At 69.7% G+C, this 25,797-nt stretch carries 21 protein-coding genes and 1 pseudogene; 8 read left to right on the forward strand and 14 right to left on the reverse strand.

Going from position 1 to position 25,797, the window contains the following annotated elements; all coding sequences use genetic code 11:
- Nucleotides 1-3 precede the first annotated feature (3 nt).
- The 5 genes from AB0I81_RS10605 to AB0I81_RS10625 form a co-directional block, all read right to left on the reverse strand.
- Complete coding sequence (locus AB0I81_RS10605) at nt 4-564, reverse strand: DUF3105 domain-containing protein (RefSeq protein ID WP_360653363.1); 561 nt, start codon at nt 562-564, stop codon at nt 4-6.
- The gene (locus AB0I81_RS10610; RefSeq protein ID WP_360653366.1) at nt 561-1,805 is read right to left on the reverse strand and encodes a hypothetical protein; all 1,245 of its coding nucleotides are present in this window, start codon (nt 1,803-1,805) and stop codon (nt 561-563) included. The genes AB0I81_RS10605 and AB0I81_RS10610 overlap by 4 nt, the downstream gene beginning before the upstream one ends.
- A complete protein-coding gene (locus AB0I81_RS10615; RefSeq protein WP_360653369.1) occupies nt 1,802-2,938 on the reverse strand; it encodes a ThiF family adenylyltransferase in 1,137 nt (378 codons plus the stop codon). Before AB0I81_RS10615 ends, AB0I81_RS10610 begins: the two co-directional genes overlap by 4 nt.
- 372 nt (nt 2,939-3,310) lie before the next feature.
- Nucleotides 3,311-3,940 carry a response regulator gene (locus tag AB0I81_RS10620; RefSeq protein WP_360653372.1) on the reverse strand — a complete coding sequence of 210 codons (630 nt, stop codon included), beginning with the start codon at nt 3,938-3,940 and terminating at the stop codon, nt 3,311-3,313.
- A 3-nt stretch (nt 3,941-3,943) separates the two neighbouring features.
- Nucleotides 3,944-8,140 (reverse strand): HAMP domain-containing protein, encoded by a 4,197-nt coding sequence (locus AB0I81_RS10625; RefSeq protein WP_360653375.1) that lies wholly within the window; start codon nt 8,138-8,140, stop codon nt 3,944-3,946.
- Between the two features lie 120 nt (nt 8,141-8,260).
- On the opposite strand from AB0I81_RS10625, the gene AB0I81_RS10630 reads away from it, so the two are divergent.
- Entirely contained in the window at nt 8,261-9,802 is a 1,542-nt protein-coding gene (locus AB0I81_RS10630; protein WP_360653378.1) for a GAF domain-containing SpoIIE family protein phosphatase, read from the forward strand.
- Between the two features lie 379 nt (nt 9,803-10,181).
- Here AB0I81_RS10630 and AB0I81_RS10635 read toward each other — a convergent pair whose 3' ends face one another.
- The 3 genes and pseudogenes from AB0I81_RS10635 to AB0I81_RS10645 form a co-directional block, all read right to left on the reverse strand.
- Nucleotides 10,182-11,948 (reverse strand): prolyl oligopeptidase family serine peptidase, encoded by a 1,767-nt coding sequence (locus tag AB0I81_RS10635; RefSeq protein WP_360653381.1) that lies wholly within the window; start codon nt 11,946-11,948, stop codon nt 10,182-10,184.
- Nucleotides 11,949-12,092: 144 nt separating this feature from the next.
- Nucleotides 12,093-12,791 carry a methyltransferase type 11 gene (locus tag AB0I81_RS10640; RefSeq protein ID WP_360653912.1) on the reverse strand — a complete coding sequence of 233 codons (699 nt, stop codon included), beginning with the start codon at nt 12,789-12,791 and terminating at the stop codon, nt 12,093-12,095.
- A 222-nt stretch (nt 12,792-13,013) separates the two neighbouring features.
- Nucleotides 13,014-13,283: pseudogene (locus AB0I81_RS10645) on the reverse strand (putative RNA methyltransferase); the annotation flags it as partial.
- On the opposite strand from AB0I81_RS10645, the gene AB0I81_RS10650 reads away from it, so the two are divergent.
- Both AB0I81_RS10650 and AB0I81_RS10655 read left to right on the forward strand, forming a co-directional pair.
- Complete coding sequence (locus tag AB0I81_RS10650; protein ID WP_360653384.1) at nt 13,282-13,869, forward strand: RNA polymerase sigma factor; 588 nt, start codon at nt 13,282-13,284, stop codon at nt 13,867-13,869. The pseudogene AB0I81_RS10645 and the gene AB0I81_RS10650 overlap by 2 nt on opposite strands.
- On the forward strand, nt 13,866-15,041 hold the full coding sequence (locus tag AB0I81_RS10655) for a CU044_5270 family protein (RefSeq protein ID WP_360653387.1): 1,176 nt from the start codon (nt 13,866-13,868) through the stop codon (nt 15,039-15,041). The genes AB0I81_RS10650 and AB0I81_RS10655 overlap by 4 nt, the downstream gene beginning before the upstream one ends.
- Before the next feature lie 307 nt (nt 15,042-15,348).
- On the opposite strand, the gene rho is transcribed toward AB0I81_RS10655, so the two are convergent.
- The 4 genes from rho to AB0I81_RS10675 form a co-directional block, all read right to left on the reverse strand.
- Complete coding sequence (gene rho, locus AB0I81_RS10660) at nt 15,349-16,458, reverse strand: transcription termination factor Rho (RefSeq protein WP_360653389.1); 1,110 nt, start codon at nt 16,456-16,458, stop codon at nt 15,349-15,351.
- Between the two features lie 520 nt (nt 16,459-16,978).
- Complete coding sequence (locus AB0I81_RS10665; RefSeq protein ID WP_360653392.1) at nt 16,979-17,953, reverse strand: winged helix-turn-helix domain-containing protein; 975 nt, start codon at nt 17,951-17,953, stop codon at nt 16,979-16,981.
- A gap of 888 nt (nt 17,954-18,841) precedes the next feature.
- Nucleotides 18,842-19,207: a PepSY domain-containing protein gene (locus AB0I81_RS10670; protein WP_360653395.1), complete on the reverse strand. Its 366-nt coding sequence runs from the start codon at nt 19,205-19,207 to the stop codon at nt 18,842-18,844.
- 47 nt (nt 19,208-19,254) lie between these two features.
- On the reverse strand, nt 19,255-20,487 hold the full coding sequence (locus AB0I81_RS10675) for a HAMP domain-containing sensor histidine kinase (RefSeq protein WP_360653398.1): 1,233 nt from the start codon (nt 20,485-20,487) through the stop codon (nt 19,255-19,257).
- Nucleotides 20,488-20,627: 140 nt separating this feature from the next.
- On the opposite strand from AB0I81_RS10675, the gene AB0I81_RS10680 reads away from it, so the two are divergent.
- The 4 genes from AB0I81_RS10680 to AB0I81_RS10695 all read left to right on the forward strand — a co-directional run bounded on the left by AB0I81_RS10680 (nt 20,628) and on the right by AB0I81_RS10695 (nt 22,964).
- On the forward strand, nt 20,628-21,248 hold the full coding sequence (locus tag AB0I81_RS10680) for a hypothetical protein (protein WP_360653400.1): 621 nt from the start codon (nt 20,628-20,630) through the stop codon (nt 21,246-21,248).
- 277 nt (nt 21,249-21,525) lie between these two features.
- Nucleotides 21,526-21,669, forward strand: coding sequence for a hypothetical protein (locus tag AB0I81_RS10685; RefSeq protein ID WP_360653403.1), 144 nt, complete (start codon nt 21,526-21,528; stop codon nt 21,667-21,669).
- 75 nt (nt 21,670-21,744) lie between these two features.
- Nucleotides 21,745-22,419: an MBL fold metallo-hydrolase gene (locus tag AB0I81_RS10690; protein ID WP_360653406.1), complete on the forward strand. Its 675-nt coding sequence runs from the start codon at nt 21,745-21,747 to the stop codon at nt 22,417-22,419.
- Nucleotides 22,420-22,493: 74 nt separating this feature from the next.
- The gene (locus tag AB0I81_RS10695) at nt 22,494-22,964 is read left to right on the forward strand and encodes an NUDIX hydrolase (RefSeq protein WP_360653409.1); all 471 of its coding nucleotides are present in this window, start codon (nt 22,494-22,496) and stop codon (nt 22,962-22,964) included.
- Here AB0I81_RS10695 and AB0I81_RS10700 read toward each other — a convergent pair.
- Nucleotides 22,961-24,862 (reverse strand): sensor histidine kinase, encoded by a 1,902-nt coding sequence (locus AB0I81_RS10700; protein ID WP_360653412.1) that lies wholly within the window; start codon nt 24,860-24,862, stop codon nt 22,961-22,963. The two genes, AB0I81_RS10695 and AB0I81_RS10700, sit on opposite strands and share 4 nt — an antisense overlap.
- A gap of 62 nt (nt 24,863-24,924) precedes the next feature.
- Here AB0I81_RS10700 and AB0I81_RS10705 point away from each other — a divergent pair, with 62 nt between their 5' ends.
- Entirely contained in the window at nt 24,925-25,353 is a 429-nt protein-coding gene (locus AB0I81_RS10705) for a hypothetical protein (protein ID WP_360653415.1), read from the forward strand.
- A gap of 7 nt (nt 25,354-25,360) precedes the next feature.
- On the opposite strand, the gene AB0I81_RS10710 is transcribed toward AB0I81_RS10705, so the two are convergent.
- Complete coding sequence (locus AB0I81_RS10710; RefSeq protein ID WP_360653418.1) at nt 25,361-25,726, reverse strand: hypothetical protein; 366 nt, start codon at nt 25,724-25,726, stop codon at nt 25,361-25,363.
- Between the last annotated feature and the right edge of the window lie 71 nt (nt 25,727-25,797).

Below are 25,797 nucleotides of genomic sequence, written 5' to 3' on the forward strand. Positions count from 1 at the left end.
CCGTCATTCACAGGAAGCGGCCCCCGGTGACCAGCCGTGGTCGTACCGGCCGATGAGCGTGTCGGCGAAGCGCCGGATGCGCCGTTCGTCGTATCCGGGCAGCAGATCGATGCGCTCCCAGGCGGTCAGCGCGATCCCCGTGCGGACGTCGGGGTTGGGGGCCACGACGATCTCGTCGGGGCGTTCCCTGGCCAGGTCCTCCAGCGCCCGGCGCACCCTCCCGGGATCGCCCGCCGGATACTGCAGCAGGACGTGTCCGTGCTCCAGCAGGTGCACCTGGTACTCGTTGGCGACGGGCTCGTCGTAGACGCCCGCGCTGATGATCCACGGCATGTGCGGGCCCGAGGTCGGCGGCCTGCTGTTGTAGGGCTCGTGAGGTTCGCCGAGGTAGGCCAGATGTTTGGCGCCCAGGGACGGCACCGCGCGTCCCGGCAGGTCGGCGCAGGGCAGCCCCTCGGGCGCCGAGACGAGCAGTTCCCGCCCGGGGAGCAGCCCGAGGAGCAGCATCACCACGCCCAGGGCGGCCAGGGCGCTGACGAGCACGACTTGCTGCCAGAACTTCATGCGTGCCTCTCCCTGCGTAACACGATCCGTTCCCTGGCGAAGACGGCTATCGGCCAGGCGATGTTGGTGCTCACCAGCGTTCCGACCACCGCGGCCTGCCACCAGTGGGCGCCCGTCGGCGAGGCGCGCACGAGGGTCTCGCCCATCCAGCTCATGACGACGTAGCTCGACGGGTAGAACCACGTCTTGAAGAACCACACCGCCCAGATCAGGCCCGCCAGGTAGACCACCGTGTACCAGCGGCTGATCTCCAGGTCGCGCGGGTGGGCGGCGGCCAGTTCGGCCCGTTCGGCCGCCTTGGCCAGGCGCAGGAAACGTTTGAGCCGCAGGCGGCTCACCTTGGCCAGGTTGCGCCCGCCCAGGGCCGTGATCATCACCGCGTAGAGGTCCGTACGCAGGAACACCAGGCCCTGGAACATCAGGTCGAACACCTTCATGGCCACCAGCACGCCCATGACGCGCAACACCCAGGGCGGCACGTCCAGGACGCCCAGGCTCCAGGCCAGCCGCGTGCCCACCGCGGCGGCCAGCAGCAGCACGTCGAACGCCATACCGGCCAGGAACGTGCCGTAACGCAGCCTGGCCGGCAGGCTCCACAGGCCCGACACGTCGGTCTCGAAGACCGGGATGTAGAGCCGCCGGCCGAACCTGATGCGCGCGGGCACGCCCAGGCTGCGGGCCGCCCACCAGTGACACAACTCGTGCAGCATGCCGGTGCCCACGGCCAGGCCGAACAGCACGGCGAACGACAGCGCGGGCCTCGGATCGATGAACAGGGACTCGAAACCCGGTCGCAGCCCCGGGCGCAGCACGAACGTCACCAGGACGAGCAGCAGCAACAGCGCGTATCCCACCATCGCGGGCAGCGAGAACACCATCCTGCCCGCCCGCGCCATCACCGGGTGCAGCGGGCGGGGCGGGGTCGTGCCGTCCGCCCTCGGCACCGGCCGGCCGTCGATCTCCGCCACGAACCCGGCCCGCAGCAGCAGGCGCGCGACGTCGAGACCGTCCACGCGGGCGTCCTCGGTCGAGGCGTGCTCGCCCGACTGCCCGACGGTCATGCCCGCCCGCAACCCGTCGATGACCCGCAGGGCGATCTCCGGGACGGCGAAGAAGCGTCCCACGGCCGGGTCGCCGAGTATGTACTCGCCGCGCTCCGCGACGACCGTCAGCGGCACCAGCGTGACCCGGACCCCCTCGGCCAGCGGCGGCTGCCCGTTCAACCCGGGACTCTCGCTCATGTCGGGACGCTACCCGCCACCTGGGATGCCGCGGCGGATGCCGCCTGGGGTGCCGGCTGGGGTTCGCGCCGGCCGCCGGTCATCCCGCAGACGTCGCACCTGCCGGGCTGTGGCTCGACGAAATAGCTGTTCTCGACGCTGGTCAGGCTGTGGTGGAAGACCCGCCCGACCGCCTGCACCGGCAGCCCCGTGAGGAAGTACGTGGCCAGCAGCGCCCCCGTGTGACCCGTCAGGTTGGCCGACGGCGCGATCACCGCGTTGGGACCGTTGTCGCCCAGCAGTTCGACCTCGCCCACACCGGGGAAACCGCCGTCGCTGCCCGGGATGCACGCCCAGCACGCCGACCGGCCGGGCACGAAGATCCCGGTCACGACCATGGGCCCGGCGTACAGGCACAACTGCCAGGGCGTGCCCGTGCGCAGGGCCGCGTCGTTCACCCAGAAGGGAATCTTGTGGCGGGGCTCGTCGGCGCACAACACCACGAGGTCGTGAGTGCGCATCAGCACGTCGAGGTCCTCGCTCCGGGTGACGCGCAGGTCCACGCCGCGTACCTCTACGTGTTTGTTGAGCCCGCGCAGCCGGCGTACGGCGACGTCCACCTTCGGGCTGCCGACGTCGGCCTCGGCGTACAGCAGGGTGCGGTTGAGGTTGGAGACCGAGACGGTGTCGTGGTCCACGCAGGTGAGCACGCCGACCCCGCCGGCCGTCAGGCCGGCCGCCACCGCGCTGCCCGACCCGCCGAGGCCCAGCACGCACACCTTGGCGCCCTTCAGGCGGCGCTGGACCTCCCAGGGCGACGGCCTGGGCGCCCGGTCGATCCAGGCGTAGTACTGGCGGCTGCGCTCATAGCGCTCCAGCTCCTCCGGGCTCAGCTCGGCGGGCGGGGGCGCGGCGGCGTCCTCCACGAACCCGGCCTCGATGAGCGAGCCGATCGCCAGCGTGACGCTGTCGGCGTCCAGCCCGGGACGCTCGGCCAGCATCGCCGCCACGATCTCGGCCGTGCTGCGGGAGCCGTCCATCAGATGGAGCAGCCGCCACACGTTGCCATCCGCGTCGTCGGTGAGCTCGACGCCGATGCCCCACTGCAACGCCCCCATGATGATCTTGGTGGGGGAGATGCGTGAGCCCCCCATGGCATGTTTGATCTTCGGATTTCGCATGACCGTCCCTCCCGTGATTCCGGTCGCCGTACGGCAGGCAGGCCGGGCCCCGGCGGACCGGGCGGCCGCCGGAGCCCAGCCATGGATCATTTAGCCGCAGGTGCCCTCTGCGCGGCAGACGATGGTCGTCTCGAGACGCTCCAGCTCGCGGAATTCGATCTTGATGGTCATTCGGGTGATCTCCCTACCGTTTCGGTGCTTCGCGACGAACGATCGTCCGTCCTGTCACCGAGAAGGCGTTCCAGAAGGTTCCAGCCCGTGACACGCCGCGGCCCGGCAGGGAACGACGCGGAACACGAAAACACCCCCGGGGCAGACGGACGTCCCGGGGGTGGCACGTGGGAATCAGGAGATGGCGTCGAATCCGGCGCGCAGGTGGGTCACGCGATCGTTCAGGTCGGCCAGCGGTACGGCCAGCGCCGGATCCTGCGACTTGCGGGCCAGCTCCCTGACCCTGCCCAGCTCGTCCTCCACCGCCGTCAACCGCCGCGACAACTCGGGCAGCACCGACGCCTGGTCCCCGGCCCCCGGCGGCAACTCGCCGCTGACCCGGTCGCGGAGCAACGACGCCTGTTCGGCCAGGCGTTTGTTCATGTTGTACAGCTCGGAGAACACCGACACCTTCGCCCGCAGCACCCACGGGTCGAACGGCTTGGTCAGATAGTCCACCGCGCCCGCCGCGTAGCCGCGGAAGGCATAGTCGGGAGCGCTGTCCACCACGGTCAGGAAGATGATCGGGATGTTGCGCGTACGCTCCCGGCGCTTGATGTGCGCGGCGGTCTCGAAGCCATCCATGCCGGGCATGCGCACGTCCAGCAGGATCAGCGCGAACTCGGTGTTGAGCAGCGCTTTGAGCGCCTCCTCGCCCGATCTGGCGCGCACCGGCACCAGGTCGAGCGAGCTGAGGATGGCTTCGAGGGCGATCAGATTCTCCTCGCGGTCATCGACGAGGAGGATCTTGGCACGATCCGGCATCGATCACGACCCTTCGGCTGACGAAGCTGACGAGTCGGACGCGGCGCCCCGGCCGCGGCTGAGCCAGCCGCGCAGCCGTTCGAGCAGGCGGTCCACGTCGACCGGCTTGGGTACGTAGTCGGAAGCGCCCGAGGCGATGCTCTTCTCCCGGTCGCCCCGCATGACCTTGGCGGTCAGCGCGATGATCGGCAGATCCGCGAACTGCGGCATGCGGCGGATGGCCGAAGTCGTGGCCCAGCCGTCCATTTCCGGCATCATGATGTCCATCAGCACGAGCGCGACGTCCTCGTTCCGTTCGAGCTGCTCGATGCCCTCCCGTCCGTTTTCAGCGTAGACGACTGTCGAGCCGTGCCGCTCCAGCACGCTGGTGAGCGCGAACACGTTACGGATGTCGTCGTCCACGATCAAGATCTTGGCGCCGCTGAGCGGATCGTCGCCCTGCCACTGGCTGGGCGTCTCCACCGGCGGCTCGACCAGCTCGGGCATCGGCAGGTCCAGCGACGGCAGCGGCGGCTCCGGCACCGTCGCGGTGCCGGACGGCTGGTCCTCCGACGGCGGCGTCATGAGCTGACGGCGCGGCGTGCCGGCATCTGTCGCGGCCAGCGGCCCGGTGTAGGAGGCCGGCAGGTAGAGCGTGAACGTGCTGCCGTTGCCCAGCTCGCTGTCCACGTGGATCTCACCGCCGAGCAGCCGCGCTATGTCACGGCAGATCGCCAGGCCCAGGCCCGTGCCGCCGTACTTGCGGCTGGTGGTGCCGTCGGCCTGCCTGAACGCCTCGAAGATGACGTCCCGCTTGTCGGGCGCGATGCCGATACCGGTGTCGATCACCTGGAAGGCCAGCAGGTCGGTGGCGTCGTGCAGGCTGTCGTCGTCGAAGTCGACCCCGGGCGGGGCCATCGCGATGCGCAGCTTCACCTCGCCCCGCGGCGTGAACTTCACCGCGTTGGACAGCAGGTTGCGCAGCACCTGTTGCAGGCGCTGCTCGTCGGCCCGCAGTTCCTGCGGCACGTCCTCCTCGACGTCCGCCGTGAACGACAGCCCCTTGTCCTGCGCCAGCGGCGCGAACGCGGCCTCCAGCAGGTCGATCATCTTCGGCAGCGACACCTGGATGGGGTGGATGTCCATCCGGCCCGCCTCGACCTTCGACAGGTCGAGCATGTCGTTGATGAGCTGCAGCAGCGCCGAGCCCGCGCTGTGGATCGTACGGGCGAACTCCACCTGCTGCGAGGTCAGGTTGCCCTCGGCGTTCTCGGTCAGCAGCTTGGCCAGCACCAGCAGGCTGTTGAGCGGCGTGCGCAGCTCGTGCGACATGTTGGCCAGGAACTCGGACTTGTAGCGCGAGGACACCGCGAGCTGCTCCGCGCGCTCCTCCAGCGTGCGGCGGGCCTGCTCGATCTGGAAGTTCTGGATCTCGATCGCGCGGTTCTGCTTGGCCAGCAGCGCCGCCTTGTCCTCCAGCTCGGCGTTGGACCTGCGCAGCTCCTCCTGCTGGCGCTGCAGCTCGTCGGAGCGTTCCTGCAGCTCACGGGTGAGCCGCTGGGACTCCGTCAGCAGGTCCTCGGTGCGGGAGTTGGCGATGATCGTGTTCATCGTGACGCCGATGGTCTCGACGAGCTGCGTCAGGAAGTCGAGGTGCACCTCACCGAACGGCGTGAACGAGGCCAGCTCCAGCACGCCGAGCACCCGGTTCTCGAACAGGATCGGCAACACCACGATCTGGGCAGGCGTGGAGCGGCTGAGCCCGCTGTCGATGGTGACGAACTGCGGCGGCACGTCGTCCAGCACGATGTGCCGGCCTTCGAGCGCCGCCTGCCCGACGATGCCCTCGCCGATCGCGAAGCGCTGGCGCGGGCCGCGTTCCGGCCGCACGCCGTAGCCGCCGATGAGGATCAGCTCGTGGTCGCCCTCGGGCTGGATGCTGTAGAAGGCGCCGTAGCGGGCCGACACCAGCGGCGTCAGCTCGCTCATCGTCAGCTTGGCCACTTCGAGCAGGTCGCGGTGACCCTGCATGAGCCGGGAGATGCGGGCCAGGTTGGACTTGAGCCAGTCCTGCTCCTGGTTGGCCTGCGTGGTCTCGCGCAGGCTGCCCACCATCTGGTTGATGTTGTCCTTCAGCTCCGCCAGCTCGCCCTGCGCCTCGATGGCGATGGAGCGGGTCAGGTCGCCGCGCGCCACGGCGCTGGTCACGGTCGCGATGGCGCGGATCTGCGTGGTGAGGCTGCCCGCCAGCTCGTTGACGCTCTCGGTGAGCCGCTTCCACGTGCCCTCCACGCCCTCGACCCGGGCCTGGCCGCCGAGCTGGCCTTCCGAGCCCACCTCGCGGGCGACTCGGGTCACCTCGGAGGCGAACGAGGAGAGCTGGTCCACCATCCGGTTGACGGTGGTCTTGAGCGCCAGGATCTCGCCCTGGGCGTCCACGTCGATCTTGCGGGTCAGGTCGCCGTTGGCGACCGCGGTGGTCACCTCGGCGATGTTGCGCACCTGGTAGGTCAGGTTGTTGGCCATCGAGTTGACGTTGTCGGTGAGGTCCTTCCAGACGCCCGACACGCCCTTCACCCGCGCCTGGCCGCCCAGCTGTCCCTGCGTGCCCACCTCGCGGGCGACCCGGGTCACCTCGTCCGCGAAGGACGAGAGCTGGTCGACCATCGTGTTCAGGGTGTCCTTGAGCTGGAGGATCTCACCCTGCGCGTCAACGGTGATCTTCCTGGACAGGTTGCCCTGCGCCACCGCGGACGACACGGCCGCGATCTGGCGTACCTGAGAGGTCAGGTTGTTGGCCATCGAGTTGACGTTGTCGGTGAGGTCCTTCCAGACCCCGGACACGCCGCGCACCTGCGCCTGGCCGCCCAGCTGGCCCTCCGTGCCCACCTCCCGGGCGACCCGGGTCACCTCGGAGGCGAACGACGAGAGCTGCTCGACCATCGTGTTCATGGTCGACTTGAGCTCCAGGATCTCGCCCTGGGCGTCCACGTCGATCTTGCGGGTCAGGTCGCCGTTGGCCACGGCCGTGGTGACCTGGGCGATGTTGCGTACCTGGTAGGTGAGGTTGTTGGCCATGGAGTTGACGTTGTCCGTCAGGTCCTTCCAGACCCCGGACACGCCCTTCACCTCGGCCCGGCCGCCCAGCTTGCCCTCGGTGCCCACCTCGCGGGCGACCCGGGTGACCTCGTCGGCGAAGGACGAGAGCTGGTCGACCATCGTGTTCAGGGTGTCCTTGAGCTGGAGGATCTCACCCTGCGCGTCAACGGTGATCTTCTTTGACAAATTGCCCTGGGCCACCGCCGTCGCCACGGTCGCGATGCTGCGTACCTGGGAGGTCAGGTTGTTGGCCATGAAGTTGACGTTGTCGGTGAGGTCCTTCCAGACGCCCGACACGCCGGTCACCTGCGCCTGACCGCCGAGCTGACCCTCGGTGCCCACCTCGCGGGCGACTCGGGTCACCTCTTCGGCGAAGCCGGAGAGCTGGTCGACCATCGTGTTGACGGTGTTCTTCAGCTCGAACATCTCGCCGACGGCGTCGACCGTGACCTTGCGGCTCAGGTCGCCCTTGGCCACCGCGGTGGTCACCACGGCGATGTCGCGCACCTGCGCCGCCACGCGCGAGGACATCGTGTTGACGGCCTCGGTGAGGTCGCGCCAGCTGCCCGACATGCCGCGCAGGTTGGCGCTGCCGCCCAGCCGGCCCTCCGTGCCCGCCTCGCGGGCCACCCTCGTGACCTCGGAGTTGAACAGGGCGAGCTGGTCGACCATGCCGTTGATGGCCTTGCCCAGCCGCCGTACCTCGCCGCGCGCGGAGCGGTCGAGGTCGATCCGCCGCGACAGGTCACCCTTGGCGACCGCGTCGATCACGTCCGCGGCGCCGCTCACCGGACTGACCAGGGCGTCGATCAGCATGTTGACCGACTCGACGCTCTCCGCCCACGCTCCGACGCCCGGGCCGGGCGTCAGCCGCTCTCCGAAGCGTCCTTCCTTGACGACTTCTTTACGTACGCGTACCAGTTCGTTCGCGAGATGTTCGCGACGATCGGCCACTTCGTTGAGCAGCAGCCGCACCTCACTGAGGATGCCAGGAGGAGCATGAGGGACCCGACGCCGGAAGTCGCCGTCACGCCAGGAGAACAGAGTCTCCAGGATGGGTACGAGATCCGATTCGGTGTACGTCCTCTCCTCTGAGCTTGGCGCGGCCTTGGCCGTGGTCATGGGGCCTCCTTCACCCGCTGCTGGCTCCGGCGAGTGATTCAAGTCTGTCACGATGAGTAGCTCGTAGTCCTGTCCTTGGATTTACCCCAAGTCAGCGGGAAGTGTGGTAGGCACGTGTGGATGACTGCTTCTCCCCATGCGGTGCTGGCTGCGACGTTCGCGCCGGGCGAGACCGCTGTGACGGCTGCGATGAGGTTCACGCGCGAGGTGATGACCGCGTGGGCCACCGGTGGCGTGCTCCATACCGCCGAGCAGGTCGCCGCCGATCTGGCCGAGCAGGTCGCTGACGAGCCGTTTGAGGTGATCTGGAAGCATTTCGGGGACGCAGTCCAGGTGGAGCTGCGGCAACGAAACCTTTCCCAGGGTGATCCAAAACCGCCTTCCGTCAACGTGGAGGAGTGGGGAGTCACCTTTGCGGGCGATTCCCGTGTCCATTGGGCAAGGCTCACGCTACCTGGCTCCGCGGACCGAGTCGCAGCCGAATGGCTGGAGGAGAGCAGCAGGGGGCCGCACTGGCTGGGGTTTCTGGCCGACGCCAGCGACCTGCTGGCGGGCACGCTCGATCCGGACATGGTGCCGGCGATCATCGCCCAGGTCGTGGTGCCGCGGCTGTCGAGCTGGTGCGCCGTCTACACCTCCGACAACTCCGGGCCGCTGCGGCTGGTCTACCTCTGGCACGCCGACGAGGCCAGGATCGACGGGCTGCGCGAGCAGCTCAACGAGATGGACATCGGCGCCGCCGACACCCGCGTGACCTCCGCGATCCACCTGCCCGAGTCGCAGGTGCTGGCCGTGCCGCTGACGGCGCGCGGGCGCAGCCTCGGCATGATGTGCCTGGGCCGGCCCGACCGCTTCCCCGACGAGGTCATCCAGTTCGCCGAGGACATCAGCAGGCGCGCCGCGCTGGCCATGGACAACGCCCGGCTCTATGCCCAGCAGGCCGCCGCCAACCGCGCCCTGCAGCGCAGCCTGCTCCCGCCCAACGAGCCCGAGGTTCCCGGGCTCGACTACGGCGTCATCTACGAGCCCGCCGGCGAGGCCAACGAGGTCGGTGGCGACTTCTACGACCTGTTCAAGGCGGGCGACGACTCCTGGCGGTTCGCGATCGGCGACGTCTGCGGCACCGGCCCCGAGGCCGCCGCCGTGACCGGCCTGGCGCGCCACACGCTGCGGCTGCTGGCCAGGGAGGGGTACGGCGTGGCCGCCGTGCTCGGCCGGCTCAACCAGGCGATCCTGGAGGAGGGCGAGCGGGCCAGGTTCCTGACGTTGCTGCACGGGGACATCACGCCCGTGCCGGACGGGCTGGAGGTCCGTCTGGTGTCGGCCGGTCACCCGGAGGCGCTGCGGCTCAAGCCGAGCGGCAAGGTCGAGGCGGTGACCACGCCGCAGTCGTTGCTCGGGGTCTTCCACGAGGTGGTCTTCGAGGCCGACACCATCCACCTGGATCCCGGGGACGTGCTGCTGGCCGTGACCGACGGGGTGACTGAGCGGCGCTCCGGCGGGCGGCTGCTCGACGACGACGGCGGCCTGGGCAGGCTGCTGGCCGAGTGCGCCGGGCTGTCGGCCAGGGCCGTGGCCGAGCGCATCCGCAGGGGGGCCGCCGAGTTCGCCTCTGAACCCAGCGCCGACGACCTGGCCATCGTGGTCCTGCGCGCTCGGTAGCAGCGCCTTGCGGTCCCTCGCGGCCGGCCGAATCCCGCGGTCCCGTGCGGTGTGCGGCGTGTCGCCGTCCCGTGTGGTGGGCGGCGTGTCGCCGTCCCGTGTGGTAGGCGGTGTGTCGCTGTCCCGTGTGATGGGTGGTGTGTCGCGGTCCTGGGCCGCCGGTGGTTGTGGCGCGCCCTGAGGAGCGGCGGGGTCGGGCCGGATCACCGTGGGCGGCATGATCGCGGGCGCTCCGGGGGTGTCGCCGCCTGTCGCGGGCATGCGGATGTGGGGCTCAAGGTGCGCCTTTCCAGCTGACTACGGCTGGCGTGATGGTGACAGGCCCGATGGCCGACACTCAAGGATACAGGTCTCAAATGTTCTTACACTTTGTCAACCGTCACGGTGCGCTGACGTGCTTGCGGGCGAATTCGAGCTGCAGCGCCGTCTGCGCGATCCGCTCCGAGACCACGAGCGAGCCCCGGATGGCGTCGTAGGTGTAGACCTCGTGCTCACGGCCGTGCTCGGCCAGCGCCGCCACGTACTTCTCGATCTGGCGCAGCGGGCACCGCGTGTCGTTCTCGCCGGCGAGGATCAGCAGCGGGCTCTCGACCTGGTCGACGTAGGTGATCGGGGAACTGGCCGCGTACCGCTCCGGCTGCTCGTCGGGAGAGCCGCCGAGCAGGACGCGATGGTAGGCGCGCAGGCTCTCCGCCTCGTCCTCGTAGGAGGTCTGGTGGCAGGCGATCGGCACCGCGGCGATGCCGCACGCCCACAGGTCCGGCTGGGTGCCGAGGCCGAGCAGCGTCAGGTAGCCGCCCCACGCCGAGCCCGCCAGGATCGTCTTGGCGGGGTCCACGATGCCCCGATCGACCACCCACTGCCGCACGGCCGCCACGTCGGCCAGTTCGATGTGCCCCACGTCGCCGTGCAGCGCGTCGCGCCAGGCCGAGCCGTACCCGGTCGAGCCCCGGTAGTTGACCCGCACCACCGCGAAGCCCGCGTCCACCCAGGCCGCCACCTCCGGCGAGAACGTGTCGCGGTCGTGCGCCGTCGGGCCGCCGTGCAGCAGGAAGACGGCAGGGTACGGGGCGGCGCCCACCTCCGGTCTGGACACCAGCGCGTGGATCCGGCCGCCCTCGCCCTCCACGTCGATGTCCTCGACGGGGACGCTCGGCGGGGCCGGCGGGCCGATGGGGTTGACCACGACCTGGCCGTTGCTCGACCGGATGACGGGCGGGCGCGAGGCGCTGGACCAGGAGTACTCGACGTGGCCGCCGGGCCGGGGCGCGGCGTCCTCGATCACGCCGTGCGGCGTGTCGATGAGGGTCAGGCCGCCGCCCGCGAGGTCGTAGCGGTGCAGGTAGCTGCGGGCGCGGTCGTCGCGCAGGATGAGCAGGCCGCGGCCGTCGCCGTACCATTCGGCCGACAGGTCGCCGGAGTCGCGCAGCCAGATCTCGCGCTGCTCACCGGTCACCGGGTCCCAGACGAGGGGCTCGTGACGGTGGCGGCGTTCGTGCAGGGCCAGCAGCCGGCGGTCGCCGGGGACCGGGGCGAAGCTGAGGCCGATCACGCCCTTCGTGGGGCCGTCGTGCAGTTCGCCGACCGTGTGGCCGTTCTGGCGGACGACGCGTAGCGCCGGATGGCGGAAGTCGCCGTACTCGCCGTGGTTGATCGCGACGAGGGAGCCGTCCAGGGACATGGCGGCCACCCAGGCGGCCTCCGTGTGCTCGTACAGCGTCTCGGGCGCCTCGCCCGGGCGTACGAGATGGACGCGGAACGCGCCACCGCGGGCCAGGCTGATCGCGACGGTGCCGGTCGTGGACAGCGCGATGCCGCTGGGCTGGCCTGGCAGCAGGTCGGGGGCGATCGGCTCGCCGGGGCCGCCGCCGAACGGCTTGCGCCACCAGACGCCGTACTCGTCCCCGTCGGTGTCGGCGAACCAGTAGATCCACTGGCCGGTGGGGTCGATCGCCGCGTACGCGGTGCCCTTGGGCTGGTCGGTGACCTGGCGCGTGGCACCGGTCACACGGTCCCAGGCGTAGACCTCCCACTTTCCTGTTGCGTTGGAGCGATAGATGGAACGGTTCGGGGCCTGACGCGCCCAGGACGGCAGCGTCATGCGCGACGCCCGGAACCTGGCCTGCCAGCGTTCCTCCGCCTTCATCCGGCGCGCCCCCTCCCATTGATGTCCCGCGCCCAGGGGCGTGGGATGCCGTCCAGTATTGCGCCTAAGCCGGGGAAATGCTCCGAGAATGTGGGGGAATTTCGGACTAAATGCCCCATCAGTAACACCAGTCGCACATGTCCGTCAAGGAACAGGTCTTGATCGGGGTGCGGGCTCGAAGATAGATAGGTGAAACGCAGCACGAGTTACTACTTTGGGCTGCTTTTTCGCGACTTTTCGGGAGACAAATGCGGCGATTCGCTCATCGAGCGTGTTCGCCTCGTTATGCCATGCACTCGGGCCCATCCCGACAACCTGGGCGATGTCACCATGTCCCAGCTCCATCTCGAACTCTATCGAGCGCCGTCCCGTCTCGACGAAACCCTCCAGGCTGCGGGCCACCCTGCGCTCCTTCTCCGCATCCACGGAGAGCAGGCCGAGCTCCTCCACCAGGGGGCTCAGATGCTCGGGCGCGGGAGTGACGACCACCGCGGCCCCGCCAGGCCGCAGTATCCGCCGGAACTCCGGCCCGTTCCTGGGCGCGAACACGTCGATCACCACATCGACCACCCCGCTCCTGATCGGAAGCGGGCGCCACACGTCGGCCACGAACGCCCCTGCCCTGGGATGCACCCGCGCCGCCCGGCGTACAGCGTGCTTCGACACATCGAACGCCATCCCGATGCCATCGTCCAGCCCATTGAGCGCGGTCGCCAGATAGTGCCCGGTGCCCGCACCCGCATCGACGATCACCGGCACGGCCCTGCCCGCCACGCGACGATCATCGACGGTTTCCCGCTCCGGCCCGGCGCCTCGCGGCCCCATGCCGAAACCGGCCTCCACTCCCGCCCCACGGTACGCCCTCAACTCCCCGCCGTCATTGGTTTCGGTAGAGGACTCATGTTTTCTTGGAACGTTCTCACCCCGCACATGCGCCCGCACCGCTTGGGCCACAGCATCCGCCAACGGGGCGTAGTGCCCGGCGTCAAGAAACCGGGCCCTCGCGGACACCATGTCGGGGTTGTCGGCCGTACCCGGGGGCCTGGATCCGACGAGCAGACTGACATATCCCTGCCTCGCCACGTCAAAGGAGTGCCCACCCCCACACCGCACAGCCCCACCCTCCAGCCACACGCCGGCACCGCAGACGGGACAGGCAAGGTATTCGACGATGTCAGCCAACATGCGCCCCATTCTCCTGCACCCCCGATTCCCCCCACATCCACCTGCGCTACAAGCGAACCCACCCGCCCCACCAACGGACCGTGAAGAGGAATCGGTGGATCGCCGAACAAGGGGTGTTCCGACATAACCGCCTGGAAGGCCGGCCTGCATGACAGCACCCCTCCAAGATTCGGCACCCCCTGGCGAGGGCACCGACGCACAGGTGATCGAGGCGTCGAGGCGTCACCCCGATCGCTTCGGCGCCGTCTTCGATCGCTATTTCGTCTCCATCCACCGCTACATCGACGTGCGCCTGGGCTCATCGGCCGCGGACGATCTCGCCGCAGAAACCTTTCTGCGCGCCTTTCGCGGCCGGGAACGCTTCGACCTCACCAGTTCCAGCGCCCGCCCCTGGCTCTACGGCATCGCCTCCAACCTCGTCGCCGAGCATCGTCGCGGCGAGGCACGCAGGTACCGGGCGCTGGCCAGGAGCGCCGAAGCCGAGGAGATCGGCAGCCACGACGAGCGCGTGGTCCAGCGGGTCTCCGCGGCGGTCATGCAGCCACGGCTGGCGGCGGGCCTGGCCAGGCTCTCGGCCGGGGACAGGGACGTCCTGCTGCTGGTCGCGTGCGCCCAGCTCAGCTACGACGAGGTGGCCGAGGCTCTCGGCATCCCGCAGGGAACGGTGGGATCGCGTCTCAACCGTGCCCGCAAGAAACTCCGCAAGATCATCGGCCCCGCCGGGGAGGCACTGTGACGAACGAACTCGAAGCGATCAAGGACCACCACGACAGCCGACCGGGCCCAACGCCCGAGGTGACCGCGCGGGCCTGGATGCTGCTGGTCGAAGAGACAGAACGTGCCGAGAACGGCCAAGGCCAGCCGATGCGTGCCGAGAGTGGCCGAGGTCAGTCGGCGTGGGCCGGGAGTGGCCAAAGTCCGCTGGCGCGGGTGCCCCGGCGGCCTCTGCGGCCTCTGCGCGGTCTGCTGAGCGGCCGGTTCGCGATGAGGGCCGGCGTGGCCGCGGGCCTCGCGGCGGCGGTGACCGCGGGAGCGATCCTGGTGGGTGGCGATCACGCCACCGCCCCGTTCAATACGCCGCCGGCCAGTGCCGCCCAATTGCTACGAAAGGCGGCCTCGGTCGTGACTCAGGAAGACCTACGGCCGGGGCCGGGACAGTTCGTCTACATCGACCGGCGGGACATCACGTTCGGCTCGGGCTCCCAGGGCGAGTACACCCAGGAGGTGCGCCGGGAGGTGTGGACGCCGGGCGAGGGATCCGGCAAGGCCCTGATGCGCTCGACGTACGGGCAGGTGCACGTCATCAGCGGTGAACACCCGGAGTACCTGCCATCCCCCGGAGCGGTGGAGTACGAACGAGAAGGGCAGTGCCGCGGAGGCTCCATCGCCGCCCTGCCGCTGTCGCCCGCCGATCTCTCCGCCGATCCTGACCGGCTCCTTGCGAAGGTCCGCCGGCACGCGGAGGCGTTCGTCCGGTCGGACCAGCGCAGACGAGGAGAGACGAACCTGGGCGAGGATGAGATCGGCATGCGGGTCCAGAAGGCCGTCGCGATGTCGTTGCTCGGCGTGGCGCAGGACCCGCTCGCATCTTCCCAGGCCAGGGCCACGGTCTTCGGCGCGTTGTCGATGATGCCCGTCGTGACCATCGTCCCGGACCTCGCCGACCCCGCCGGACGGCGCGGGGTCGGCGCTTCCATCAGGTACGAGGTGCGGGACGGTTGGGAGCGTGGGGAGCTCATCTTCGAGAAGGGCACATACCGGTTCCTGGGCTACCAGAGCTATATCGGGCAGCAGGAGGGCGGACAGGCCAAGGAGATTCGGACCTCTGGTACGGCGGTGATGAAGGTGGAGGTCGTCGACTCCATGCCAGAGGTACCGAAGGACGCCGGCAAGCCGACGTTCTGCTGAGTCCTTGTTCCGCCCTGTGCGCCGGCCGCCGTGCGTTGCGCCGGGCTCGTTCGTACGGCTTCTCGCCGACGCGGCACCAGGTCGGGCGGGCTGCGGGGGCGCGGCCGGCTTGGTGGGCGGCGCGGGGCCGGTGTGCTGGGGCGCTGTGCACCGGAGAGGCGGATGCCCCGAAGCGGCGGCTGGGTGGCCTGTGGCCGGGACGGGGTGGTGTCGGGGCCGGTGGCGAGTGGTGTCGATGCGTGGCCGTGGACAGTCCGGTGGGCGGGCAAGGTGGTGCGGTGTGGCCTGCGGGGCGGGTCGGGTGGGGTCAGGGGGTTGCCTCGGCGAGGAAGGCGGCGTTGGACGGGGTGGAGCGAAGCCTGTCCACGAGGATCTCCAGGCCCTGTTGCTTTTCCAGGGCGGTCAGCATGCGTCGCAACTGCCACACCACCTGACGTTCCTTGGTGTGCATGAGGATTTCCTCGCGGCGCGTGCCTGAGGCGTCCAGGTCTACGGCAGGGAAGAGGCGGCGTTCGGCCAGTTCGCGGACCAAGTGGAGTTCCATGTTGCCGGTGCCCTTGAACTCCTCGTACAGGTTGTTGTCCATTCGCGAGCCGGTGTTCACCAGTGCGGTGGCGAGGATCGTGAGGGAGCCGCCGCCCTCCACGTTGCGGGCGGCGCCGAAGAAGCGCTTGGGCGGGTAGAGCGCCTGGGCGTCGATGCCGCCCGTCAGGACGCGGCCGCCGCCGGGCGCCAGGTTGTTGTAGGCCCGGCCGAGCCGGGTCAGCGAGTCGAGTAGGACCACCACGTCGCGGCCGGCCTCCACGAGTCGCTTGGCGTGTTCGATGGCCAGTTCCGCGATGGCGGTGTGGTCGCGGTCGGGGTGGTCGAAGGTGGAGGCGAAGATCTCGCCGTCGATGCCGCGGCGCATCTCGGTGACCTCCTCAGGACGCTCCCCCACCAGCAGCACCATGAGGTGCACCTCGGGGTGGTTGCGGGTGATCCCGGCGGCCAGCGCCTGCAGGACCATGGTCTTGCCCGCCTTGGGCGGCGCCACGATGAGGCCGCGCTGGCCCTTGCCGATGGGTGCGAACAGGTCGATGACGCGGGTGCTGAGCGACTCGGTCTCCAGGGTGAGCCGTTCGGTCGGATGTACGGGCGTGAGCTCGGCGAACCGGGCACGGCCGCGCCACTCGGTGTCGCCGTTGACCGACTCGACGCCGACCAGCTTGTGGCCGGCGAAGGAGGCGGTGACGTGGTCGCCGGGGCGCAGGTCGTACTGGCGCGTCTTCTCGGGAGGGAGGCGCACGTCGCCCGGTCCCGGCAGGTGTCCCGCCCGGATGAAGGCGGATTTGTCGCGTACGTCCAGGAGGCCACTGACCTGGTGGATCTGGGCGGAAGAACGTTGCTGCGGAATGGTGTGAGTCTGGGTGGACATGATGAAAGTCCCCTTGGGTGATGATCGGCCGGACCCTCGTGAAGGGTCGTCGGCGTGGTGATGAGAGATGAGATGGAGCGGGCCGCGCTCCTCGCCTGGGAGAAGCTCCTCGCCTAGGAGAAGCCCCTCGCCTAGGAGAAGCCCCTCGCCTAGGCGAAGCCCCTCGCGTAGAAAAGCTCCTCGCGTAGGAGAAGCTCCTCGCCTGGGAGAAGCACCTCGCGTAGGAGGCGTTCCTCGCCGAGGAGAAGGGCGGGGCCTGCTGTGGAGATCACGCGCGGATCGGGAAGATCCGGCGAAGATCGAATGAGAAGTCCGAAATAAGAAGAAGTTCGGACGGACACATCAAGTGGAGCTGAAGCTCAACACTCGGTTCGGAACCTACCACAGGTTCCACGGCATACAACACCATGCCCTGTCGGGCTATTCCCGGGATGCCGGGGTGCGGGCGACGTCGTCCGGTGCCTCCGCGTCGGCCGTACAGGGGGAGGACGGAGGCGACGACGGCGCCCGCAGGGGGTCGTCAGATGGTGAACAGGTCCATGAGGATCTGGGCGCGCTGGGTGCGGTGGACGTAGATCTCGCGTCCGCGGCGCATGCGGGTGATGAGGCCGGCCGATTCGAGGCGGTCGCAGTGGTAGGACACCATGTTCGGCGCCTGCTGGATGCGGCGGGCCAGGACGCCCATGGTCAGGGGCTGTTGCAGGCAGGTCAGGATGGCCGTACGGGCCTCGCCCAGGAAGAACTGGAGCTCGTCGGAACGTTGCCGGCCGGCCACCGGTTGGGGGTTGGCCAGGCCGGGCACCGGGTAGCCGATCCAGACCGCGTGGGGGCCGTCCAGGCGGGCGATGAGAGCCTGCGAGCCGGCCAGCATCGGCTTGAGCACCAGGGTGCGTGAGCCGATGGCGAAGGTGTCCGGTTCGGCGTCGGGGAAGCTGAGGGTCTGCTCCTGGTAGCTGGTGTTGGCGTGCAGGTCGTCCAGGACCACGTCGAGGGAGCCGCGGGCGGCGGCCACCGCGACCCGTTCGACCTCGCGGTCGAAGACGGGCCTGAGCTGCCGCCAGATCGGGCTCATCGCCGCCCAGGAGGCCTCCAACAGGCCGGCGTAGCCGTGCAGCCAGCGCTTCGGATAGTTCACCGCGCCCTGCCAGTGCGGCGCCGGCCGGCCGTCGGTGATCTCCTCAAGCTCGCTCAGCAGGACGTCGGGGCTCAGGTCCCGGAGCATCGCCACCTGCGCGGGTACGTCCACGTCCCGGGTGAAGTCTCCCGGCAGCACCACGTCGGGCAGCACGCTGTAACCGGGCCAGGCCAGCGACCGCACCACCATCACATCCTGGGTCCCGGCCGCCGCGCGCAGCGACCGCCGCCAGCTCTCCGGGGCTCCACGTCCCCGGCCGGACAGCGCATCGGTGATCAGCGCCAGCATCGACAGGCCGGGTGACAGCGTCACCGAAACCGGCACCCGATCGAGCGCCTCCACAACCAGACTCGTCCGCATCCGACTCCCTCCAACGCGAACACTTCTCTGCATAGCGGCCCCGGCCGGCCCCGTCGGTGACCTGCCCAAGCCACGCCCACTCATGGGGGACTATTTCGGGACAACTCCATGCCGGTGGCGATCCGAGGGTCGCCACCTGGTAGGACGCGCGCGCCGCCGCCGTGCCGGTTACGACTGAGCGGCGGCCAATCCCGCTTGCGGGGGAGCTGCGCCCCCGTGCACGTTCCGCGGGCTTTCCTACGGTCGTGGCTCCTGGCGGCGCGCATGCCCGTCGCCGCGGTCCGCAGGGTGTCGTACGGGTATCCGTGGGTCTCTCAGTGCCGTCATCACCTTGAGGTCCGCCTTCTGTCCTCTCCGTCGTCCGGCCCAGCCTGGTCGGCGCAACGCCAGCACACTCATGTTTCGATTGTGACGACAGAGGCTTACATGTTGGTAGCAGCTTACTTGATTCCTCCGCTATCCAATGAAATCACCCGAAAAAAGGCGTATGGCCGGGCGAGAGTCCCGTCCCGCGGCCGTGTGGCATGCATGCGTGTCTCCCTTCGCGACAGTCGCGACAGTCGCGACATTCACGACAGCCGCGACATTCGCGACGCGGTAAGGCGCGGTTGTGGAGATGGGGTGCCTCCGGCGGATGACTCGTTCCAATCGTGCGGCTGTTTCGCCTCGGTACGACCCTGTCAGCCGCGAGGTTGACGCGGGCGAGCCGCCGTGATTCCGGAGCGGACAAGGGTCCCGTCCGACTCGGAAGGTCGGACGGGACCCGGGGCGAAGCGGTCCACCCCCGCCCGGATGTGCAGATCACGATGGCGGGGGTGGACATCATGGAGGCCGCCGCGGAGCTGTCAGCACGGTGGCCGTTCAACAAACCGGAGGAGGAGAGGGAGATCAGGAACCGGCGGCGACCCGGGTGCGGTCGTAGCTGACGACCTTCTCGGTACGGGCGTCGATGTCGACGACGTACTTGGTGCGGCCCTTCTGCAACTCGACCCGCCACGTCGGCACGCCGTCGACCGTCACGCGCTCGGCCTTGACGACAGTGAGGCCCGCCCGGGCGGCCCTCAGTTTGGCGATCTCGACGGCGCGCTCCTCCGAGATCTCCTGGATCTTCTTCTCTTGCGCGGCCGTCCTGGCAGTGGCGGTGCGGTCGGGGCGGTCGGCCGCGTTGGCCGAGGCCGCGGTGAAGGCGCTGCCGCCGAGGAGCGCCGCGATGATGCCGGCGCCTGCGATGAGGTGCTTCGTCGTGTTTCTCATGGCGCAAAGTAAAAACCTGGTCAAGATAAGACCGGGCTGCGGCAAAGCTAAGTCGCAGCTAAGTGCCGTGGCAGCACGAGGACCACGTGTGCGCCGCCGTCGCGGGCGCCCACGAGCAGCAGGGAACCGCCTGCGGATTCGGCCGTGTGACGGGCGAGATCAAGGGCTCGTGCCGGGTCGTTGTGAAGTTCCGGTACGGCGACGGTGAACCGGATGCCGGCGGCGGCCGGCTCCAGGCGTACCGAGAAGGGGACACCGGTGTGGTCGAAGACGTTCTCCAGCAGGGCGTCCACGCAGGCGGCCAGCTCCGGCTCGCCGACGGGCACCAGGAGCGGGCCGGGCGCGAGATCGACCCGGATGGCCCGGCCCTGGTCCTCCGCGAGCGCCGACCAGAACCTCACCCGGGCGGCGATCACGTCCGCCGCGTCGCAACTCGCACGCTCCCGCGTACGCTGCCGCGCCTCGTTGATGATCGCGGTGACCGCGCCCTGCAGAGCGCCGACCCGGGCCTCGATCCTGGCCGCCTCCCCGGGCGCGCGCAACGACTCGGCCTCCAGTCGCAGGCTGGTGAGCGGGGTGCGCAGGCGGTGGGAGATGTCCGCGACGGTCTCACGTTCCTGGATCAGCAGTTCGTCGATCCTGCCCGCCAGGTGATTCAGCGCGTCCGCCGCCGAGCGCACTTCCCGCGGGCCGTCGGGTACCGCACGGGCCGTGACGTCGCCGCCCGCCACCAGGTCCGAGACGCGGGCCAGCGTCGCCATCGGCCGGGTGATCGCGCGTGCGAGCCGGTCCGCCACGAGCATGCCCAGGCCGATCAGGACCAGCCCCAGCACGAGCATCCCGGCCCACACCGGCGCCACGCCACGGGTGCGCGCGGCGTCGCTCAGGAAGACGCGGACGACCATCATCCCTTGTCCGGCGCTCTGCACCGCGACCAGTACCTCGCTGCCGCCCGGCGCGCGGGCGGTGACGCTGCGGCCGTGGGAGGCGGCCAGACGGACGGCGGCCGACTGCGGCTGCGGTGATCCGAGCCTGCGGCCGTCCGCCAGGTACACCGTGATGGAGTGCCCCCACGCCGCCGTGGCACCCTCGATGATCGGCTCCAGGGCCCGCGGGTCGCTCTCGGACGCGGCCCTCGCGACGAACTCGGCTGCCCCGGTGGCCTCGGTGAGCGCGCCGTTCTCCGCCACCGAACCGACCAGCGATGCCAGCGGGACCATCAGGGCGAGCAGCACGAGCGACGTCGTTGCCGTGACGAGCAGCGTCAGCCAGCGCCTCACCTCAGGCTCTCCATTTCGGGCACATTAGCCGCTTCCCCGGCGGCCGCATCCGCCTGTTATCGGCCCCTTAACCGGCCCTTAGCCTCCGCACAGGGATGCTTGCCCGTCACAGGGTCCGCAGCGAGGGAGGGGAGCGTCCAGTGCTTCGCCGCCTGCTTCTCGCCGTGGCCGCCTGGCTGATCACGGTGCTGGCCGCGATGGGGGCGGGCGTCGCCGTCATCGGTTTCCTCGGCGAGTCCCTGACCGGCCCGTCACGGAACATCATGTCGGCCGAGCAGGTCCTGCGGGCGCTCACCGAGGCGACCCCGAGGCTGCGGCCGCTCCCTTCGGAATCGGCGTCAAGGTCCCGTACGCCGTCCTCCCCTTCCCCGTCGAAACCGCCGGTCTCCAGGAAGACGTCCCGGCGTTCCGCCCCGCCGGCCGGCCCCCGGATGATCACCAAGCGCGTCACCACGTCGGGCGGGACCGTCATCGCGCGTTGCGAGCGTTCCCGGGTCACCCTGCGCTCGCTGAGCCCGGCGCAGGGATACCAGATCGGTGCCGTGGAGCCCGGTCCGGGGGCCGGGGCGGTGGCCCGGTTCGTGACCGCCGAGACCGAGGTGCGGATAGACATCCGCTGCTCGGCCTCGGGCCCGGTGCACGTCACACGGGCGAGTGAGCGGGCGGACAGGCTCGGCGAGCCCGCACCCGTACGGACCCCGGATCGCGGCGACGCCCCACCCGATCGGGAGCCGCAGGACCGCACAGGACCGGAGAGATGATCAGGACGGAAGTAGGCCGACGGCTCGCGGGCATGTAGCCCTCTTGGGCTATTCCCGGGCTGTTCTCGGGTTTTCACCCGCGAACCCGGGACAGTAGGAGTGAGAATGATTTTCTCGGCGACGTGTTGCGAGGAAAATTACCGCACACGGTGTGCCGGGCGACACAGAACCCCCGTCGGTGCAGCGTCATCGTGTCAAGTGGCATGCAGGACCTCTGCAACTCGATGAGGGTTCCATAGGTACGAACACCGATAAGCCTCCTTGGGGGAGCACCATCATGAAGACCGTCAACTGCTGTCCGCGGTGTCACCACGAGCTGGACGAGGGCCCGATCATGTACCGGTGCGCGAACTGCCGCCGCGCCGTGTTCGCCGCCGACCTCGAGAACGAGTACGTTCCGCGCCAGCCGGTCGCCGCCTAGTCTTACCGGGTGCCACACCGACCGATCACCGCTTCAGGCGTCGAAGTGACGCCGCTCTGCGACGCAGTGGGCCCCATGGGCGCGGAGCTCCGCCGTCCGACGGGCGAGATCTTCCCCGGTTCCGGACTTCCGGACGAGCCCTGGCTCCTGCACTTCCACTGCTTCCTGATCCGCGACGCCGCGGATCGGCTGACGCTGGTCGACACCGGCGTCGGCGCCGCGGACTCGCCGGCGTCGAGCTGGGCTCCCGTTCCCGGCGCGCTGGCCGGCGAGCTGGCCGCCGCGGGCGTCGCGCCCGCCGAGATCGGCACCGTCATCCTCACCCACCTGCACAGCGACCACGCCTCGGGCGCGGTCGCCGGCGGCAGGCCGCTGTTCGAGAACGCCAGGCACGTGGTCCAGCAGGCCGACCTGGACGCCGCGGGCGGCCGCATGCTGGATGAGATCCTCGCCGTCATCAAGGGACAGCTGCACGCCGTGGCGGGCGATGCCGAGGTGGCGCCGGGCGTGCACGTCCACCTGGCTCCCGGGCACACCCCGGGCCACCAGATCGTCAGGGTCGGTGAGGTGGCGCTGACGGGGGATTTGGTTCACCATCCCGTGCAGGTGGCCGATCCGAGCATCCGCTACCTCTACGACGATGACCAGGAGGCGGCCGTGCGCACCCGTACCGAGGTGCTGGCCGCGCTCAGGGCCGAGCGGGCGATCATGGCGACCTCCCACTTCAGCGAGCCGTTCCTGCGTCTCTGAGCGGCGTCGCGGTCAAGGGCGGGCTGATCGGCGCCCGACACCTGCCTGACGGATGGTTCTGCCATAGTGCCTGCGTGAACGATGATTTCTGGGCCACTGTCCATCGCGTGATCGCGGGGGCGGCGGCGTACATCACCGACGAGCGCGACCGGGTACTCCTGGTCGACCCCAATTACCGGGAGCACTGGTCGTTCCCCGGCGGCATGATCGACCCGGGGGAGGACCCCGCGCAGGCGTGCGTCAGGGAGGTCGCCGAGGAGGTCGGGCTCTCCGTCGAGGCCGGCAGGCTGCTGACCGTGAGCTGGGTGGACGCGCTGGCGCGGACGCCCTACCCGGTGGTCACCTTCATGTTCGACTGCGGGCAGGTCCGCTCCGACACGCCGATCAAGCTGCAGGCGGAGGAGCTCGACGACTACGGCTTCTTCACGCCGGCGGAGGCCGAAGGGCTGCTGGCCGCGCACGCGTACGAGCGGCTGCTGGCCACGGCCGCCGCCCGCGCGTCGGGTGGGCTCACTTACGTGCCCCCGGCGCGACCCGCGGGCTAGCGGCCGGCCAGGGCGGGCTGGTCGGTCAGGATGGACGCGGGCAGGGCGACCGTCGCGGTCAGGCCGCCGTACGGCGAGGGCACCAGGAAGACCTTGATGCCGTGCCTGGCCGCGAGCTTGGACACGACGAACAGGCCGAGCTGCTCGCCGTGCGTCAGGTCGAACTCGGGCGTGCGGGTCAGCCGGTCGTTCAGCTCGTCGAGTTCGGCGCGCGGCAGGCCGAGCCCGCGGTCCTCCACCTCCACGACCAGCCCGTGCGGGGTGCCGGCGCTGCGTACGTCCACCCTGGTCTTGGGCGGGGAGAAGAGGGTCGCGTTCTCGATCAGCTCGGCCATCAGGTGGGCGACGTCGGTGACCGCGGAGCCCACCAGTGCGATGGGCGGCGGCGCGAGCACCTCCACACGTTCGTACTCCTCCACCTCCGCCACGGCGGCGCGAAGGACGTCGAGTATCGGCACCGGGTTGCGCCACCCGCGGCCGGGCGCCTGGTCGGACAGGATGATCAGGCTCTCGGCGTGCCTGCGCATGCGCGTGGTGAGGTGGTCGAGCTTGAACAGGTCGGCCAGCGTCTCGGGCGCCTCCTCACCGCGTTCCATGCTGTCGAGCTGCAGGAGTTGCCGGTGCAGCAGCGACTGGTTGCGCCGGGCCAGGTTCACGAACACCTGGTTGACGCCGTGGCGCAGCCTGGCCTGGCTGACGGCGGCCTCGATGGCGGTGGACTGCACGTCGTTGAAGGCGTGCACGATGTCGCGTACCTCGGACGTGTCCGTCCTGACCTCCAGCGGCGCCATCTCGGCGGCCGTGGGCGGTCCCGCGTCGGTGCGCAGGCGCTTGACCAGGCCCGCCAGGCGTACCTCCGCCAGCTCGGTGGCGGCGTCGCGCAGCCCGGCCAGCTCGCGCACCAGGCGCTTGCGGAAGCGCAGCGAGAGCAGGATGGAGGCGATGACGGCGATCAGGCCCACGCCGCCGGCCACGCCGATCTTGATGAGCATGCCGATGGCCGTCGGCGTCACCCGGTCGGTGATGCCCTTCACGGCCGCCGCCTGGGTGCGCTCGACGGCCCTCCACAGGTTCTCGCCGTCGATGGGCCAGGTGGCGGCGGTGGCGGGCAGCCCGTTGGCGGCGGCCTGGCCCCTGATGGAGTCCTCGGCCTCCAGGAACTCCCGGTAGACCGGCGAGGACTTGAGCTTCTCGAACGGCCCGCGCAGGTCGGCGTCCAGATGCGAGATCGCCTGGGCGAACAGCAGCCGCCTGGTCGCCACCATCCCGGTGAACGCCTCGCGTTCGCGCGGCTCGACCTTGCCCCTGGCCAGCACGATCGCGACCAGCGCCCGCTCCCTGGACAGCACGTCCTTGGCCTCGCCGAGCGTGGTCACCGCCCTGGCCTGCTGGAACAGGACCATGTCCGGCACCAGGACCATGGCGTCGTACAGGCGGAAGGAGGAGTCCACGATCTGGCTGTAGCCCTCGATGACGTCGAGCGGGGCGACGAGCGTGCCGTCCACCTCGCTCCGCACGTCGGCGAGCTGGTCGATCTTCACGTTCAGCGCGTTGAGCTGCGCGGTCATCTCGGGCGACAGGTCGCGCAACGTTCCCGACAACGAGCGGAAGGACTTAACGGCCCGGTCGGTACGGCCGCGCTGCTCGGCCATCGTGTCCGCGCCCTGCCCGGTCACCAGGAACTCCACCGAGACCAGCCGCTCGTTCTGCAGCTCGATGTTGATCTGTTCCGAGGGGGTGGCCAGCTTGGTGGCCAGGTCGTTGATCGCCAGCAGGCGCACGCCATCGCCGCCGGTCAGGCCCGCCGCGAACGCCCAGAGTCCGACCAGGGACAGCAGCGGAACGAGCAGCAGGATGAGGAGTTTGAGAGCGATGGGGCGACCACGTGTGGGGGGCATGCGACCTCCGGGGTGCATGATAGATCGCCTCGCAGAGTACACCCCCCTTTGGAAGGATTTCTGTGCGTCTACCGCGTTCTTTCGCCGGATGGACCATCGCGGTCTTCGGTTTCCTCGCCTTCGCCCTCGGCCTGCTCGGGCTGATCTCGCCCGACACGCTGCTGGCCATGCTGGGTTTCGAGGTCCTCGATGTACGGCCCGCCGGCGACTACACGCTGGTCTATATGGCCGCCTCGTCGATGGCCGCCGTCAATATGGGCGTCTACTACCTGTTCGCCGCCTCACACGACTTCACCCCGTTCTTCCGCTGGACCGTGCCCTTCCGGCTCGTGACGTTCGCGGTCTTCAGCACGCTCGTGCTGACCGGCGCGGCGCCGGGCGAGTTCTTCGGCGTCGGGCTCTGGGAGGGTCTCGGGGCGGTGATCACCGGATTCGCGCTCTGGCGCGAGGGCAAGCTGATGCCCTCGCGCCAGAGCGCGGACGTGACCTGATGAAGTTCTAGCGCCGCTCGTCGCCTCCACGGGCGACGAGCTGGTCATCCGGCGCCGGGGCGTGCTTGTGCTCGCGCTCCAGCTTCCGCTCCAGGTTGCGCTTCTCGTCCTCCAGGCGGGCCACCTTGTCGGAGGTCTCGGCCCTGGCAGTACGCAGCCGGCGGCGCTGCCGGGCCGTCCTGCGCGAGGCCGAGGCCATGACCCAGAGGCCGAGGAGCAGGACGGCCGCCGCGGCCGCCCCGGCCAGGAACATCTCAACGTGGTTGAGCTCGAAGGTGTAGCCGAACAGGATGTACCTGGAGCTCTCCTCAGTGAGCACCAGAGCGAAGGCCGCACCGGCGAGCAGGATCAGTATCATTCCGAGTACGATCATCCAACTCACCCCTTGTCGAAGAGAGCGTCTCCACTGCCCGTAGATCGGCGGTGTATGCGCGATGATGGCGT

Source organism: Nonomuraea sp. NPDC050404, assembly GCF_040655495.1.
Lineage (GTDB): Bacteria > Actinomycetota > Actinomycetes > Streptosporangiales > Streptosporangiaceae > Nonomuraea.

Excerpts from the sequence above, each read along its gene's own strand:
- AB0I81_RS10685 (WP_360653403.1), top strand. The coding sequence starts at position 21,526 with ATGAAGACCGTCAACTGCTGTCCGCGGTGTCACCACGAGCTGGACGAG.
- AB0I81_RS10690 (WP_360653406.1), top strand. The coding sequence starts at position 21,745 with ATGGGCGCGGAGCTCCGCCGTCCGACGGGCGAGATCTTCCCCGGTTCC.
- rho (WP_360653389.1), bottom strand. The coding sequence starts at position 16,458 with ATGTCCACCCAGACTCACACCATTCCGCAGCAACGTTCTTCCGCCCAG.
- AB0I81_RS10615 (WP_360653369.1), bottom strand. The coding sequence starts at position 2,938 with ATGGGGGGCTCACGCATCTCCCCCACCAAGATCATCATGGGGGCGTTG.
- AB0I81_RS10625 (WP_360653375.1), bottom strand. The coding sequence starts at position 8,140 with ATGACCACGGCCAAGGCCGCGCCAAGCTCAGAGGAGAGGACGTACACC.
- AB0I81_RS10635 (WP_360653381.1), bottom strand. The coding sequence starts at position 11,948 with ATGAAGGCGGAGGAACGCTGGCAGGCCAGGTTCCGGGCGTCGCGCATG.
- AB0I81_RS10630 (WP_360653378.1), top strand. The coding sequence starts at position 8,261 with ATGACTGCTTCTCCCCATGCGGTGCTGGCTGCGACGTTCGCGCCGGGC.
- AB0I81_RS10710 (WP_360653418.1), bottom strand. The coding sequence starts at position 25,726 with ATGATCGTACTCGGAATGATACTGATCCTGCTCGCCGGTGCGGCCTTC.
- AB0I81_RS10670 (WP_360653395.1), bottom strand. The coding sequence starts at position 19,207 with ATGAGAAACACGACGAAGCACCTCATCGCAGGCGCCGGCATCATCGCG.
- AB0I81_RS10620 (WP_360653372.1), bottom strand. The coding sequence starts at position 3,940 with ATGCCGGATCGTGCCAAGATCCTCCTCGTCGATGACCGCGAGGAGAAT.
- AB0I81_RS10665 (WP_360653392.1), bottom strand. The coding sequence starts at position 17,953 with ATGCGGACGAGTCTGGTTGTGGAGGCGCTCGATCGGGTGCCGGTTTCG.
- AB0I81_RS10700 (WP_360653412.1), bottom strand. The coding sequence starts at position 24,862 with ATGCCCCCCACACGTGGTCGCCCCATCGCTCTCAAACTCCTCATCCTG.
- AB0I81_RS10610 (WP_360653366.1), bottom strand. The coding sequence starts at position 1,805 with ATGAGCGAGAGTCCCGGGTTGAACGGGCAGCCGCCGCTGGCCGAGGGG.
- AB0I81_RS10650 (WP_360653384.1), top strand. The coding sequence starts at position 13,282 with ATGACAGCACCCCTCCAAGATTCGGCACCCCCTGGCGAGGGCACCGAC.
- AB0I81_RS10605 (WP_360653363.1), bottom strand. The coding sequence starts at position 564 with ATGAAGTTCTGGCAGCAAGTCGTGCTCGTCAGCGCCCTGGCCGCCCTG.